Annotated in this window: 12 protein-coding genes; 8 read left to right on the forward strand and 4 right to left on the reverse strand. The window is 59.1% G+C overall.

Annotated features, from left to right (window positions below; genetic code table 11):
- The first annotated feature begins 24 nt into the window (after positions 1-24).
- Positions 25-981 carry a lysylphosphatidylglycerol synthase domain-containing protein gene (locus tag ACTJK5_RS16150; protein WP_112953136.1) on the forward strand — a complete coding sequence of 319 codons (957 nt, stop codon included), beginning with the start codon at positions 25-27 and terminating at the stop codon, positions 979-981.
- Between the two features lie 6 nt (positions 982-987).
- Here the strand turns inward: ACTJK5_RS16150 and ACTJK5_RS16155 are convergent, their stop codons facing one another.
- Positions 988-1,836 (reverse strand): 23S rRNA (adenine(2030)-N(6))-methyltransferase RlmJ, encoded by an 849-nt coding sequence (locus ACTJK5_RS16155; RefSeq protein WP_113175871.1) that lies wholly within the window; start codon positions 1,834-1,836, stop codon positions 988-990.
- Positions 1,837-1,853: 17 nt separating this feature from the next.
- Between ACTJK5_RS16155 and ACTJK5_RS16160 the strand changes: the two genes are divergently transcribed.
- Positions 1,854-4,052: a molybdopterin-containing oxidoreductase family protein gene (locus ACTJK5_RS16160; RefSeq protein ID WP_440598890.1), complete on the forward strand. Its 2,199-nt coding sequence runs from the start codon at positions 1,854-1,856 to the stop codon at positions 4,050-4,052.
- A gap of 10 nt (positions 4,053-4,062) precedes the next feature.
- Positions 4,063-4,680 carry an NUDIX domain-containing protein gene (locus tag ACTJK5_RS16165; protein WP_062427584.1) on the forward strand — a complete coding sequence of 206 codons (618 nt, stop codon included), beginning with the start codon at positions 4,063-4,065 and terminating at the stop codon, positions 4,678-4,680.
- Positions 4,681-4,728: 48 nt separating this feature from the next.
- Here the strand turns inward: ACTJK5_RS16165 and ACTJK5_RS16170 are convergent, their stop codons facing one another.
- Positions 4,729-5,580: a helix-turn-helix domain-containing protein gene (locus ACTJK5_RS16170; RefSeq protein WP_062427585.1), complete on the reverse strand. Its 852-nt coding sequence runs from the start codon at positions 5,578-5,580 to the stop codon at positions 4,729-4,731.
- A gap of 131 nt (positions 5,581-5,711) precedes the next feature.
- Here ACTJK5_RS16170 and ACTJK5_RS16175 point away from each other — a divergent pair, with 131 nt between their 5' ends.
- The gene (locus ACTJK5_RS16175) at positions 5,712-6,650 is read left to right on the forward strand and encodes a phytanoyl-CoA dioxygenase family protein (RefSeq protein ID WP_440598891.1); all 939 of its coding nucleotides are present in this window, start codon (positions 5,712-5,714) and stop codon (positions 6,648-6,650) included.
- Positions 6,651-6,719: 69 nt separating this feature from the next.
- Here ACTJK5_RS16175 and purN read toward each other — a convergent pair whose 3' ends face one another.
- Complete coding sequence (gene purN / locus ACTJK5_RS16180) at positions 6,720-7,379, reverse strand: phosphoribosylglycinamide formyltransferase (protein WP_440612824.1); 660 nt, start codon at positions 7,377-7,379, stop codon at positions 6,720-6,722.
- A complete protein-coding gene (gene purM / locus ACTJK5_RS16185) occupies positions 7,376-8,449 on the reverse strand; it encodes a phosphoribosylformylglycinamidine cyclo-ligase (protein WP_440598893.1) in 1,074 nt (357 codons plus the stop codon). The genes purN and purM overlap by 4 nt, the downstream gene beginning before the upstream one ends.
- 234 nt (positions 8,450-8,683) lie before the next feature.
- On the opposite strand from purM, the gene ACTJK5_RS16190 reads away from it, so the two are divergent.
- The 4 genes from ACTJK5_RS16190 to ppx all read left to right on the forward strand — a co-directional run bounded on the left by ACTJK5_RS16190 (position 8,684) and on the right by ppx (position 14,340).
- On the forward strand, positions 8,684-9,838 hold the full coding sequence (locus ACTJK5_RS16190; RefSeq protein ID WP_113273946.1) for an AI-2E family transporter: 1,155 nt from the start codon (positions 8,684-8,686) through the stop codon (positions 9,836-9,838).
- Positions 9,838-10,551, forward strand: coding sequence for a DnaA regulatory inactivator HdaA (hdaA, locus tag ACTJK5_RS16195; protein ID WP_113273945.1), 714 nt, complete (start codon positions 9,838-9,840; stop codon positions 10,549-10,551). Before ACTJK5_RS16190 ends, hdaA begins: the two co-directional genes overlap by 1 nt.
- Positions 10,552-10,615: 64 nt before the next feature.
- Complete coding sequence (locus tag ACTJK5_RS16200; RefSeq protein WP_113273944.1) at positions 10,616-12,820, forward strand: RNA degradosome polyphosphate kinase; 2,205 nt, start codon at positions 10,616-10,618, stop codon at positions 12,818-12,820.
- Entirely contained in the window at positions 12,817-14,340 is a 1,524-nt protein-coding gene (gene ppx / locus ACTJK5_RS16205) for an exopolyphosphatase (RefSeq protein WP_440598894.1), read from the forward strand. Before ACTJK5_RS16200 ends, ppx begins: the two co-directional genes overlap by 4 nt.
- The last annotated feature ends 10 nt before the right edge of the window (positions 14,341-14,350 follow it).

Below are 14,350 nucleotides of genomic sequence, written 5' to 3' on the forward strand. Positions count from 1 at the left end.
AGGATCGAGCCTGGGCATGTCCGCATGAAAATGAAAAAGTATCTCTGGCCCGTCATCGGGATTGCGACGATCTGCTTTTCGGTGTGGCTGCTCTATAAGGAATTGCGCCATCTCTCGCTCGATGACGTCTGGGACAGCCTCAGCGCCATCAGCATGCATCACTGGATGATGTCGGGGCTCTGCACGCTGGTCGCCTATGCCGCTCTTGCCGGATACGACCGAATCGCACTGCAGCATCTGAAGCGCAAGGTCGGCTGGTGGTTCATCACCTTGACCTCGTTTACCACCTATGCCCTATCCCATAATGTCGGCGCGTCCGTGTTTTCCGGTGCCGTGGTGCGTTACCGCGCCTACACCTCCAAAGGGTTGAGTGCTGCGGAAGTCGGCGTTCTCGTTGCGCTTTGCTCCTTCACCTTCGTCATCGGCACGCTGATGCTGATCGGCTTCATCCTGGTTTATGAGCCGGATATCACCGAGCGTTTTGTCGATGTTTTGCCGGTGGAAGCCTCGCGCACCACAGGAATCCTGCTGCTTGCCATCGTCGCGCTTTACGTTTTCGGAAGTCTGATGAAGCTGAGGCCGCTCAAGATCGGCTCCTTCACGCTGTTCTACCCGGTGCCGAAACTGGTTGTTCAGCAGTTGGTCATAGGCCCGATCGAATTGATCGGCGCGGCCGGTATCATCTATTTTGCACTGCCCGAGCTTGGCAATCCAGGCTTCATGGTGATCCTGGGGATTTTCCTGATTTCATTTTCCGCCGCACTGATTTCGCATGCGCCGGGCGGGCTTGGCGTGCTCGAGCTCGTTTTCGTCATGGGTCTGCCGGATATGAACCCCGCAGACGTCATCGCCGCACTTCTCGTCTTCCGCCTGTTCTACCTGATCATCCCCTTCGTCATCGGCCTGTTCATCATCCTGTTTTTCGAACGCTCCCAGCTGGCGGCGGCCGAGCGGGAGGAGAGGCGGCTACAGCAGAAGTAGCCGTTCTTACTCTTCGCCGCGCAGCCAGAAGGCGCGATGTGACGCGTATCGGTCCTGCGCCATGATCGCCTTCAGCACGGGCAGCATCGCGTGCAACTCGTCCTTCAGCGTGTAGGGCGGGTTGACGATGATAAGGCCGGATCCGCTCAAACCCTCCAGCCGGTCACTTCTGACCGATAGCTCGGTGCAAAGCATTTTGGGAATCTCATAGGATTGCAGGCGCTCGTGGAAGTCCTTGATCGGTGCATTCTTCTTCAGCGGATACCACAGGCAATAGGTTCCGGTGGCAAAGCGGCGATAGGCCTTGTGCAGACCGTCCGCCAGGCGCTCATATTCGTTTTCTTTCTCGAAGGGGGGATCGACCAGAACGAGGCCGCGCTTTTCCTTCGGCGGCAGATGCGCGCCAAGCGAAAGCCAGCCATCGAGTTCGGTAACGCGCGCCTGATAGTCGCCTTCGAAGAGGCGTGAGAGTGCGCGAAAATCGTCCGGGTGCAACTCCATGGCTGAAAGACGATCCTGGGGGCGGAACAGCATCCGGGCAAGCTTTGGAGAGCCTGGATAGTATTTGAGCCCGCCCTCCGGGTTCAATTCCCGAATGGCTGAGAGATAAGGCTCCATCAGTTCCGCGACCTCTGCCGGAAGATCGGCTTCCAGAAGCTTGCCGATGCCGGTCTGCCATTCGCCCGTCTTCTGCGCCTCTTCGGACGAGAGGTCATACAGGCCTATGCCGGCATGCGTATCAAGCACGCGAAACGCCTTGTCCTTGTTCTGCAGATAGCGAACGAGCCGGGCCAGGACCGCATGTTTGAGAACATCGGCAAAGTTGCCTGCGTGGTAGATGTGCCGGTAGTTCATCGGGGGCGATGCCTTTTATGAATTATCTTGATGTGCGTCACTTCGCCCTTTTGGCGATCTCGCACATGCAATATAGAAAATCTATGAACGTTGCGACCCCGATTTCCGCCAAAGCCGTGACCGATGCCACCCGCGTCGGCCATACCGTCTGTCCGCACGACTGTCCGAGCGCTTGCGCGCTGGAGGTCGATATCAACGCCGATGGCCGTATTGGCCGGGTGCGTGGTGCGAACGCCAACACCTACACCGCGGGCGTGATCTGCGCCAAGGTAGCTCGATATTCGGAGCGGATCTATCATCCGGGCCGGTTGCTGACGCCGAAGCGCCGTAAGGGCGCGAAGGGTGCTGGCGACTGGCAGGAGATCGGTTGGGACGATGCGCTGGACGAGATCGCCAACGCCTTCATCAAGGCGGAAGCGGCGCATGGTGCCGAGGCCGTGTGGCCTTATTTTTACGCCGGCACGATGGGGCAGGTGCAGCGCGACAGTATCGAGCGGCTGCGCCACGCCAAGACATATTCCGGCTTCTTCGGCTCCATCTGCACCAATATGGCCTGGACCGGCTATGTGATGGGGACAGGTGCCTTGCGCGGACCGGACCCGCGCGAGATGGCAAAGGCCGATGTCGTCGTCATCTGGGGTACCAATGCGGTTGCCACCCAGGTCAATGTCATGACCCATGCGGTCAAGGCCCGCAAGGAACGCGGTGCGAAGATCGTTGTCGTCGATATCTATGACAACCCGACGATGAAGCAGGCGGATATGAAGCTTGTGGTGCGGCCGGGTACGGATGCGGCGCTTGCCTGCGCCGTCATGCACATCGCGTTTCGCGATGGTTATGCCGACCGCGCCTATATGGCGAAATTTGCCGACGATCCGGCCGGGCTCGAAGCGCATCTTGCGTCGAGGACCCCGCAATGGGCTGCCGAAATCACGGGGCTTTCGGCGGAAGAGATCGAGGCTTTCGCAAGGCTCGTCGGAACGACGAAAAAAAGCTTCTTCCGCCTTGGCTATGGCTTTGCCCGCCAACGCAACGGTGCGGTCGCCATGCATGCGGCACTGTCGATCGCCACCGTTCTCGGCTCCTGGCAATATGAGGGCGGCGGCGCGTTTCATAACAACGGCGATATCTTCCGGCTGAACAAGGCGGAGTTGATGGGAACGGCCTATGCCGATCCGAATGTCCGCCAGCTCGATCAGTCGCAGGTCGGCCGCATCCTGACGGGCGACGCCGAAGCATTGCGCGGCGGCGGACCGGTGACGGCCATGCTGATCCAGAACACCAATCCGGCCAATGTCTGTCCAGAGCAGAGGCTGGTCAAGCAGGGCTTCCTGCGCGAGGATCTGTTTGTCGCCGTGCATGAGCAGTTCATGACGGAGACGGCAGATATTGCCGATATCGTTCTGCCGGCCACCATGTTTCTTGAGCATGACGATCTCTACCGCGCCGGCGGGCAGAACCATATTCTGCTCGGTCCCAAGCTGGTCGAGCCACCGGAGACAGTGCGGACAAACCTCTTCGTCATCGAGGAGCTCGCAAAGCGCCTTGGTGTCGATCACATGCCGGGCTTTGGGCTGAGCGAGCGCGAGCATGTCGAGACGATCCTTCAAGCAAGCGGCTGGGGCAGCTTCGACAATCTGGCCGAGGAGAAGTGGATCGATGCGCAGCCGGAATTCGAGGTCGCGCACTATCTGCAAGGCTTCGGCTATGGCGACGGCAAGTTCCGTTTCAGTCCGGACTGGCAGAACGGCCCGTCACCCAACAAGCCGCCTAAAAATGTCGGCGTCATGGGGCCTGCCGACGCGTTTCCAAAATTCCCGGATCAGGTGGATGTGATCGAAACGGTCGACGCCGAGCATCCTTTCCGGCTTGCCACGTCTCCAGCTCGCAACTTCTTGAATTCCACCTTCGCTGAAACGAAGACCTCGGTGCAGAAAGAAGGTCGCCCGGAACTGATGATTTCCCCCGTCGATGCTCTGCGCCTCGACATCGCAGAAGGGGATGTGGTCCAGATCGGCAATGCGCGCGGCGATGTGCGCATTCATGCTAAGATCGTCGAGGGCGCTCGCCCCGGCGTGTTGATCGCCGAAGGGCTCTGGCCCAATAAGGCACATCTTGACGGTGAGGGTATCAATGTCTTGACGGGAGCCGATGCTGTTGCTCCCTATGGCGGCGCGGCGTTCCACGATAACAAGGTGTGGCTGAAGAGAGCCTGATGGGAGTTTCATGATGCGGTCCACTGCTGGTCCAGTATCGCAGGTCGATGACGAGGCGCGCGTCAAGCTCATCGAAAAGCAGACGGTTTGGAAGAACTTCATCCACTTGCAGACGATGATTTTCGAACAGCAGGCCCGTGACGGGCGCACGTTCCGCATCCATCGCGAGGTGCATGATCACGGAGTCGCTGCCGCGATCCTGCTTTTCGATCCGAAACGGGGCGAAGTCGTTCTCGTTCGCCAGTTCCGCCCCGGCGCCTATGTGAATGGCGACCCGAGCTTCATGCTGGAAATCCCCGCTGGTCTGACCGATGGCGATCATCCTGACGAGGCCATTCGCCGCGAATCCATGGAAGAAACCGGCTATGCCGTCAGCGCGCCGCGCTATCTCTTCGACACTTATGCCAGCCCCGGCACATTGACCGAAAAGGTCAGCCTCTTCTACGCCCGTGTCGATCTTGATGTGAAGGCGGGAGAGGGTGGCGGCCTTGAAAACGAGGGGGAGGACATCGAAGTCCTGACCGTCCCACTCGACGCCGCCTATGGCATGATCGCATCCGGCGAGATCACCGATTCCAAGACGATCATCATGCTGCAATGGGCCATGCTCAACCGGGCGAGCCTGTAACAGGGAGCTCATGGCGAAAAGGCTCTGCGCCTTTCGGGCCCGTCTGCGTTACCGTTGAAACGAAGCGCGGTAAGCGCGTGGTGACATCCCACGCAGCCGCCGGAATTGCCGATTGAAGTTGGCAAGCGAGGCGTAGCCAACCTCAGCCGCGATGTGCTGGATAGGCTGCCGGGTTGCTGACAGGCGCGAGCAGGCTTCGCCGATCCGTAAGCCGATCAGATAGTCCGAGACGTTGGACTGCGTGTGTTTGCGGAACAGTCGGTGCAGGCCGGAGACGCTGAGTGCGGCAATCTCAGCAAGGTCTTCCATCCGCAGCGGCTCTTGATAGGATTGGTGCAGGTGTTGCAACACCCGGTCGATCCGCTCGCGACCGGCCTCTGCCTGGGCTGGCGCGGTTGCTGACAGTGGTTGCGCCTCTAATTCGGATAGGCGCAGCAGAAGGTCGAGCAGGCCGAACAGGCTCTGGGCTGGCGCTCTGGAAAAGATCGCTTCGAAATCCGCTGCGAGCGATAATCCAATGGATCGGTCGAAAGCAAGACCACTGGCGGCGCGGTCGATCAGGCGGTGGATAGGACGCAATTCGGCGGTTTCGGTCGTCAGTTGTTCGATCCATTCGCGACTGAACCAGAAGACGAGCGCGGTATGCGGTTCGCCTTCACGCACCTTTTCTCTCGATGCCCAGGTGTGCGGCAGGTTCGGCCCGATGAGAACCAGATCGCCATCGTCGTAGCGACCGACATGGTCGCCGACGAAGCGCTGGCCGCGCGAGTTGAGCGTCAGTGTCAGTTCAAATTCGGGATGGTGATGCCATTCGAATGGAATTTCATCCTCAAGGCGCCTGTTCAGCCGGCTCCAGGAAGACCCAGGGGACACGATAAGATGTTCGAGATAAGATCGCATCGCGCATCCCGAGAATTATGGATGCCAGAATAGTATCAGAAATTGCCAGCCTTCGACAACATGAAGGCGTCGCGTCGATTACTCTTTTCAAATCGCCTTGGTGTTCAGGGAGATTTCGATGGGAGACGAACATGCAATCCACCGCCGCCATGAAACGGGACAGCCACCCGACGACGAATGCCACGACGCAGCTCAAGGAGATCAGCAAGACATTGCCGCTGCGCGTTCTGTCCAAGGCCGATTGGGAGCACTGGATCACGAAGGGCTACATCATTGTCCGTCAGGCGGTGCCTGCGGCCAATGTAGAGCGGCTTGTGGATCTCCTTTGGCGCTTTGACGAGAAAGACCCCAAGGACCCGTCCACATGGTACGCGCCGCAGCGACGCGAACACAAGATGAAGGAGCTCAACAACACAGGTATGCTGGAGATCTATAATCACCAATACCTCTGGGACAATCGGATGGAGCAGCGCGTCTACGATATCTTCGTCGATATCTGGGATCGGGAGGACCTTTGGGTCACTATCGATCGCGCCAATCTCAATCCGCCGAAGAAGGTGAAAGGCAATCCGAACGGCTTCATCCATTGGGATGTCGATACCTCCATTCGGCCATTGCCAATTGGCGTGCAGGGTGTTTTGAGCCTGCAGAAACAAGATGGCGACGTCGGCGGCTTCCAATGCGTGCCGTATCTTTTCGAGCGCTTTGACGAATGGGTGAAAACGCAGCCCGACGATCGTGATCCGATGCATCCGGACATGGCCGGCCTTTCCATCGTCAATATCGATATGCAGCCGGGTGACTTGATGATCTTCAACTCGCTGCTGGCGCACGGCGTCAGACCAAACCATTCCGATCATCGTGTGCGCATGGCGCAATATATCTCGATGCACCCCGCCGAGTTCGATAACGAAGCTGAGCGCCAGGAGCGCATTCGGCTATGGAAAGAACGCGATCATCCGCGCCGCGATGCTTTTCCCGGCGATCCACGCGAGTGGGAAAAGCACAATGCGGAGACCGCAGAACTCAATCCCCTTGGCGAGAAGCTTCTTGGGTTGAAACGCTGGTGATGATGATGCAGCGTCGTCGTCATACGGGATGGCGACCCGATCACCAGGATTATAGATTGGCGTCTTGGATCAGATCGAAACAAGCGATTGGAGTTCGGAACTGACGTCTGAGTCCCGGACGACCTTCCCGCCGTCCATCCGAACCTTGCCTTCCGCCAGCAAACGGAGGGCAAGCGGATAGAGCTTGTGCTCGACGGTAAGCACACGTGCGGCGAGGCTGTCGGCCGTGTTGCCAGCGGTAACAGGGACGGCGGCCTGGCCGATGATCGGCCCTTCATCCATGCCTTCGGTGACGAAATGCACGGTACAGCCGGTGATCTTCATGCCGCTGTCGATGGCGCGCTGATGGGTGTGGAGGCCGGGGAAAAGCGGCAGAAGCGAGGGATGGATGTTGATGATGCGCCCCTCATAGGGCGCGATGAACTCGCCAGAGATCAGGCGCATATAGCCCGCAAGGCAGATGATATCGGGCGCGAGCTCTCCAAGGGCTGCGAGGATCGCAGCTTCATGCTCACCCTTGCTCGCATAGTTCTTGCGCTCGAAGACCAGCGTCGGAATGCCTAAGCCTTGCGCCTTGGCAAGCCCGCCGGCCGTCGGCTTGTCGGAAATGACGCAAGCGACCTCTGCGGGAAAATCCGGCTCACGGCAGGCTTGCGCCAGCGCCAGCATGTTGGAGCCGCCGCCTGAGATGAAGACGACGACGCGCTTGCGGGGAGCGCTGAGGCTCATAGTGCGAGCGTGCCCTTGTAGATCGTGCCATGCGCGCCTTCTTCACGGGCAACCATGCGCCCCAGTGGGAACACGGTCTCGCCCTCGGCGGTCAAGGCGTCTGTCACGACCTTGGCATTCTCTGCGGAGACGACGACGATCATGCCGACGCCGCAGTTGAAGGTGCGGAGCATCTCGTTTGCCGCAACGCCGCCGGTCTTTGCAAGCCAGGAGAATACCGCAGGCACGTCGATGGATTCGAGATCGATTTCTGCAGCCAGATGCTTGGGCAGAACGCGCGGAATATTCTCGGGAAAACCGCCGCCGGTGATGTGGGCGAGCGCCTTCAACGCACCGGTCTCGCGGATCGCCTTCAAAAGCGGCTTCACATAGATGCGCGTCGGTGTCAGCAGTGCTTCGCCGAGCTTCTTGCCGTCTGCGAAGGGTGCTGGCGCATCCCAGCCAAGGCCGGAGAGCGACACGATCTTGCGAACCAGCGAGAAGCCGTTGGAGTGAACGCCCGACGAAGAAAGACCGAGGATCACGTCGCCCTCGGCAATGTCGCCTGCCGGCAGAAGCTTTCCACGTTCGGCAGCGCCAACGGCAAAGCCCGCGAGATCATAGTCGCCATCGGAATACATGCCCGGCATTTCAGCCGTTTCGCCGCCGATCAGCGCGCAACCGGATTCCAGGCAACCCGCAGCAATACCGTTGACGATGGCGGCACCCTGATCCGGATCGAGCTTTCCCGTGGCAAAATAGTCGAGGAAGAAGAGAGGTTCTGCACCCTGGACGACCAGATCGTTGACGCACATGGCCACGAGGTCGATACCGACGGTATCGTGGAAGTTCGCGTCGATCGCGATCTTCAGCTTGGTGCCGACGCCATCATTGGCGGCAACCAGAACAGGATCGGTGAAGCCTGCGGCTTTCAGGTCGAACAGGCCACCGAAGCCGCCGATTTCGCCATCCGCACCCGGGCGGCGGGTGGAGCGCACGGCCGGCTTGATCTTCTCGACCATCAGGTTTCCGGCATCGATATCCACGCCTGCATCGCTGTAGGTAAGACCGTTCTTGCCCGACTGGCTCATGGCTCTCGTCTCCGCTGGTTTTCTTGGGCTCGCCATTCGCATGAGATGGGTGCTGATGCAAGGGTAAGAGCGCTGCGGCCCCCGATTTTCGTACCATTTTACCCGCGGCAGAGCATTGAGCAATGCGCTGTTGAGGTGTCTGACCACCTGCCGCAACCCTTGACCTCTCCTAGCGGCGCATCCTATCTCGTTGCAGTGCGTTATGAGGCGTCACGTGCCGCGAAGGGAAATGAGATGCAGCCACACATCAGAGGCATCAATCTAAGACGCCAGATATTCTTCTGGCTGGGCGCGCTTGCCGTCTTCGTTGTTTTCCTGATGGTGTTCAGCTCGATTCTGCTGCCCTTCGTTGCAGGCATGGCGCTTGCCTATTTCCTCGATCCTGTGGCCGACTGGCTGGAGCGCCGGGGCTTAAGCCGCATGATGGCGAGCATCTTCATTCTGATTTCCTTCGTGCTCCTGTTCGCGCTATCTTTGATCATCATCATTCCGTTGATCGCGGCGCAGGCGTCGGACTTCATCACCCGCATTCCGTCCTACATCTCGTCGCTGCAGAATCTGATTGCCGGAGCGGATACCAACCTGCTGCCCGCCTGGGTCAGCGCCCAGATCGACACGGTGAAGGAGAACTTCTCCAAGCTTCTCGCCGAAGGGGCAGGCTTTATCGGCACCTTGCTGACGCAGATCTGGAATTCCGGCAAGTCGCTGATCGATGTGATTTCGCTTCTGGTCGTCACCCCGGTTGTCGCCTTCTATCTGCTCCTGGACTGGGATCGGATGATCGACAAGGTCGATAGCTGGGTGCCGCGCGATCATGTCGCGACGGTTCGCCAGATTGCGCGTGACATGGATGCTACCATCGCCGGCTTCATCCGCGGCCAAGGCTCGCTTTGCATCATTCTCGGTGTCTACTATGCAGTCGGCCTGTCGCTCGTCGGCCTCAACTTCGGCCTTCTCATCGGCATGTTTGCCGGCGCCATCAGCTTCATCCCCTATATCGGCTCGATGGTAGGTCTGGTCCTTGCCATCGGGATTGCGCTCGTCCAGTTCTGGCCGGACTATATCTACGTGATCCTGACGCTGGCGGTGTTCTTCTCCGGTCAGTTCATCGAGGGCAATATCCTTCAGCCGAAGCTCGTCGGCAGCAGCGTCGGCCTGCACCCGGTCTGGTTGATGTTCGCTCTGTTTGCCTTCGGTGCGCTATTCGGCTTTGTCGGCCTGTTGGTTGCTGTGCCGGCCGCGGCCGCGGTTGGCGTCTTGGTTCGCTTCGCATTGTCGCGATATCTGGAAAGCGATCTCTATCATGGTCGCGCCGCCAATCTGCCGTGGCAACCCGACATCGTGCCATCGCAGAAGATCGATGCGCAGATCGACTCCAGAGCTGATTGATGAACGAGAATGATAAGCCCGGCCCGTTCCGGCCAAAGGCCGAACAGTTGCCGCTTGCCTTCTCCCATAGCAGCGCGACGGGCCGTGACGATTTGCTGGTGGCCGCTCCGCTGGACGCAGCGGTCAGCATTGTGGACGAATGGCCGAAATGGCCGTCTCCGGTCGTCATTCTGGCTGGTCCGCCAGGGTCGGGAAAGTCGCATCTCGCTGCGATCTGGAGGAACACCAGCGGTGCCGTCGAGATCAAACCTGACAAGGGATCGGATGCCGCGCGCGCTGCCGAGCAAGGTTCGGTTCTTTTCGAAGATGCCGATCGTGTTGGATTCGACGACACCGAGCTTTTCCACGTGATCAACAGCGTGCGTGAAAACGGGACTTCGCTTTTGATCACGACCCGGCAATGGCCGGCTGCATGGCCTGTCACGCTTCCGGATCTTCGTTCGCGCTTGAAAGCGGCGACGGTGGTGGAGATCGGCGAGCCGGACGAGGACCTTCTGGCGCAGGTGCTGATGAAGCTCTTCGCCGACCGGCAGCTTTACATGGATGACAAACTTGTCAGCTATATCGTGGCCAGAATGGAGCGTTCGCTGGACACGGCGCAGATCATCGTGGAACGGCTGGATCGTCTGGCACTTTCGCGTGGGACGCGCATCAGTCGGGCGCTCGCGGCCGAGGTGCTGAACGAATTGGGTGCCGCTTCGCAGGACGATTGACTGTCATAGTTCCGTCGTCAAACTGTTATACGGGCATGGAAACTGACAAAGGGTGGGCGACTTGATGGATTCGGCGGTACAGGAAGAATTGGCAGGCGGTCAATCGGCACAGGCAGCGGAGGTTGAAAATCTCTGGGACAGCCCCACTCGATTTGTGAACCGCGAATTCTCCTGGTTGCAGTTCAACCGCCGCGTGCTGGAAGAGACGCTGAACCCCGCGCATCCGCTTCTGGAACGACTGCGCTTCCTGTCCATTTCCGCCGCCAACCTGGATGAATTCTTCATGGTGCGCGTTGCCGGCCTCGAAGGCCAGGTACGCCAGTCCGTCACCATCAAGACACCGGATGGCAGGACGCCCGCCGAGCAGCTTGAAGATATTCTCAAGGAAATCGACAATCTCCAGATGGAGCAGCAGGCTTCGCTTGCCGTTCTGCAACAGTATCTGGCCAAGGAAGATATCTACATTGTTCGTCCGGGCGCGCTTTCGGACGAAGACCGCACCTGGCTTGAGAACGAGTTCGAGGAACGGATTTTCCCCGTTCTGACGCCGCTGTCTATCGATCCGGCGCATCCTTTCCCGTTCATTCCCAATCTCGGTTTCTCGATGGGTCTGCAGCTGGACAGCGTCAATGGACGCGAGCCGATGACGGCGTTGCTGCGTCTTCCGACGGCACTCGACCGCTTCATCCGCCTGCCCGACGACAAGAGCGCGATCCGCTACATCACGTTGGAAGATTCGGTCGGCCTCTTCATCCACAGGCTCTATCCTGGATACACCGTTCGGGGCTTCGGCACCTTTCGCATCATCCGTGACAGCGATATCGAGCTGGAGGAAGAGGCGGAAGATCTGGTGCGCTACTTCGAAAGCGCTCTCAAACGCCGTCGTCGCGGCTCGGTGATCCGCATCGAGACCGACAGTGAAATGCCGCATTCCCTGCGCCAGTTTGTGGTTCACGAACTCGACGTGCCGGAAAATCGTGTGGCGGTTCTTCCTGGTCTTCTGGCGCTCAACACCATTTCGGAACTCGCCAAGGCGCCGAGAGAAGACCTCAAGTTCGAAGCCTATAATGCCCGCTTCCCGGAGCGCGTGCGCGAACATATGGGCGACTGCCTCGCCGCCATTCGCGAAAAGGATATGGTGGTTCACCATCCTTACGAAAGCTTCGACGTCGTCGTACAGTTCCTGATACAGGCTGCTCGCGATCCGGATGTTCTGGCGATCAAGCAGACGCTTTACCGAACCTCCAATGACAGCCCGATCGTCCGCGCCCTGATCGATGCCGCCGAGCTTGGAAAGTCGGTGACGGCGCTGGTCGAACTCAAGGCCCGCTTCGATGAAGAAGCCAACATCCGCTGGGCGCGCGACCTTGAGCGTGCTGGCGTGCAGGTCGTGTTCGGCTTCATTGAACTCAAGACCCATGCGAAGATGTCGATGGTCGTGCGCCGTGAAGATGGCAAGCTGCGCACCTACTGCCACCTCGGCACCGGCAACTATCACCCCGTCACGGCGAAGATCTATACCGACCTGTCCTTCTTCACCTGCAATCCGAAGATTGCCCACGACATGGCCAATATCTTCAACTTCATCACCGGCTATGGCGAGCCGGAAGAAGGGATGAAGCTGGCGGTCTCGCCCTATACGCTGCGTCCGCGCATCCTCAAGCACATCAATGATGAAATCGAGCACGCCAAGAATGGCGCGCCGGCTGCGATCTGGATGAAGATGAATTCTCTGGTCGATCCGGAGATCATCGACGCGCTTTATCGCGCCAGTGCCGCAGGCGTGGAAATCGATCTCGTGGTGCGCGGCATCTGCTGCCTTCGCCCGCAGGTGCCTGGACTTTCGGATAATATCCGCGTCAAATCGATCGTCGGTCGCTTCCTGGAACACAGCCGCATCTTCTGTTTCGGCAACGGTCACGGCCTGCCATCGGACAAGGCGCTGGTCTATATCGGCTCTGCCGACATGATGCCGAGAAACCTTGATCGCCGTGTCGAAACCCTTGTGCCGCTCGTCAATCCGACTGTGCATGAGCAGGTTCTTTCACAGATCATGCTCGGCAATCTCATTGACAACCAGCAAAGCTACGAGATACTTCCCGACGGAACGTCCAGGCGTATCGAAGTGCGCAAGGGCGAGGAACCGTTCAACGCGCAGCACTATTTCATGACCAATCCCAGCCTGTCCGGACGTGGTGAAGCTTTGAAATCCAGTGCGCCAAAACTGATTGCCGGGTTGATTTCTTCCCGCAAGAAACAGGCTGAATGACACGATCAGAAGCACAGGGGCGGCTTGTCGGCTATGCCCCCGTTTCCGTCATCGACATCGGTTCGAACTCGGTTCGCCTTGTCGTCTATGAAGGTCTCTCGCGCGCGCCTGTGGTGCTGTTCAACGAAAAGGTTCTTTGCGGCCTTGGCAAAGGGCTGGCCCTGACCGGGCGGATGGACGACGAAGGGGTGCGACGAGCGCTGATGACGTTGCGCCGTTTCCGCGCACTGTCCGATCAGGCACAGGCCACCCAGGTGCATGTGTTGGCCACTGCCGCCGCACGAGAAGCGGAAAACGGTCCGGACTTCATTCGCGACGCGGAGGCGATCCTCGGTTGCGAGATCGAGGTTCTTTCCGGCGAGCGCGAGGCACTCTACTCTGCCTATGGCGTCATTGGCGGTTTCCACGACCCCGATGGCATTGCCGGGGACTTGGGCGGCGGATCTCTTGAACTGATCGATATCAAGGGTGATGCCTGCGGCAAGGGGATCACGCTTCCGCTCGGCGGTCTTCGACTGTCAGAACAGGCGGGCGGTTCGCTCGAAAAGGCTACGGCTTTTGCCAAAAAGCAGGTCAAGAAGAGCGCCGCTTTGCTGTCAGCAGGGGAAGGCCGGACCTTCTATGCCGTCGGCGGCACATGGCGCAACATCGCCAAGCTCCATATGGAGATCACCCATTATCCCCTGCATATGATGCAGGGCTATGAGCTTCCTCTGCAGGAGATACTGAATTTCCTGAACGAGGTCATCGCCTCCAAGGACAGCAAGGACCCGGCGTGGCAGGCTGTCTCCAAGAACCGCCGATCGCTTCTTCCCTTCGGCGCGATTGCCATGCGCGAAGTTCTCGAGGTGATGAAGCCGGCAAAGATTGCTTTTTCGGCCCAAGGCGTGCGTGAGGGCTATCTCTATTCGCTTCTATCCGAGACAGACAAAGCCGCCGATCCGTTGCTGGTTGCTGCCGATGAACTGGCGGTCCTGCGCGCCAGGTCTCCCGAGCATGCGCGCGAGCTGGCGGATTGGACGGGCAGAACCGTGCCCGTTTTCGGTATCGATGAAACGGAAGAAGAGCGGCGCTACCGACAGGCGGCCTGTCTCCTGGCAGATATCAGCTGGCGCGCCCATCCAGATTACCGCGGCCTCCAGGCACTGAACGTCATTGCCCACTCATCCTTTGTTTCGATCACCCATCCAGGCCGCGCCTTCATCGCGCTCGCAAATTACTATCGCTTCGAAGGCCTGAACGATAACGGCACCACCCAGTCGCTGGCCGACATGGCCGGGCCTCGTCTGCTCGAGCTTGCCAAGCTGCTGGGCGGACTGCTGCGCGTCGTCTACCTTTTCTCGGCTTCCATGCCGGGCGTCGTTGACCACTTGCGCTTCCGAGTGTCGGAGAATCCCGATCTCGATCTGGAATTCGTGGTACCGCATGAGTACTGCGATTTTGCTGGCGAACGTCTTGAGGGACGTCTGCAGCAACTGGCGAAGCTCACGGGCAAGCGGCTGGCTTTCATTTTCGAATAAGTCTGAGATC

The sequence above is a fragment of the Agrobacterium sp. 22094 genome (assembly GCF_052046015.1).
GTDB classification, from domain to species: Bacteria; Pseudomonadota; Alphaproteobacteria; order Rhizobiales; family Rhizobiaceae; genus Agrobacterium; species Agrobacterium cavarae.

Bases quoted from the DNA above. Each gene is read 5' to 3' on its own strand.
- ACTJK5_RS16170 (WP_062427585.1), bottom strand. From the start codon at position 5,580: ATGCGATCTTATCTCGAACATCTTATCGTGTCCCCTGGGTCTTCCTGG.
- ACTJK5_RS16200 (WP_113273944.1), top strand. From the start codon at position 10,616: ATGGATTCGGCGGTACAGGAAGAATTGGCAGGCGGTCAATCGGCACAG.
- hdaA (WP_113273945.1), top strand. From the start codon at position 9,838: ATGAACGAGAATGATAAGCCCGGCCCGTTCCGGCCAAAGGCCGAACAG.
- ACTJK5_RS16160 (WP_440598890.1), top strand. From the start codon at position 1,854: ATGAATTATCTTGATGTGCGTCACTTCGCCCTTTTGGCGATCTCGCAC.
- ppx (WP_440598894.1), top strand. From the start codon at position 12,817: ATGACACGATCAGAAGCACAGGGGCGGCTTGTCGGCTATGCCCCCGTT.
- ACTJK5_RS16190 (WP_113273946.1), top strand. From the start codon at position 8,684: ATGCAGCCACACATCAGAGGCATCAATCTAAGACGCCAGATATTCTTC.
- ACTJK5_RS16165 (WP_062427584.1), top strand. From the start codon at position 4,063: ATGATGCGGTCCACTGCTGGTCCAGTATCGCAGGTCGATGACGAGGCG.
- purM (WP_440598893.1), bottom strand. From the start codon at position 8,449: ATGAGCCAGTCGGGCAAGAACGGTCTTACCTACAGCGATGCAGGCGTG.
- purN (WP_440612824.1), bottom strand. From the start codon at position 7,379: ATGAGCCTCAGCGCTCCCCGCAAGCGCGTCGTCGTCTTCATCTCAGGC.
- ACTJK5_RS16175 (WP_440598891.1), top strand. From the start codon at position 5,712: ATGCAATCCACCGCCGCCATGAAACGGGACAGCCACCCGACGACGAAT.
- ACTJK5_RS16155 (WP_113175871.1), bottom strand. From the start codon at position 1,836: ATGAACTACCGGCACATCTACCACGCAGGCAACTTTGCCGATGTTCTC.
- ACTJK5_RS16150 (WP_112953136.1), top strand. From the start codon at position 25: ATGAAAATGAAAAAGTATCTCTGGCCCGTCATCGGGATTGCGACGATC.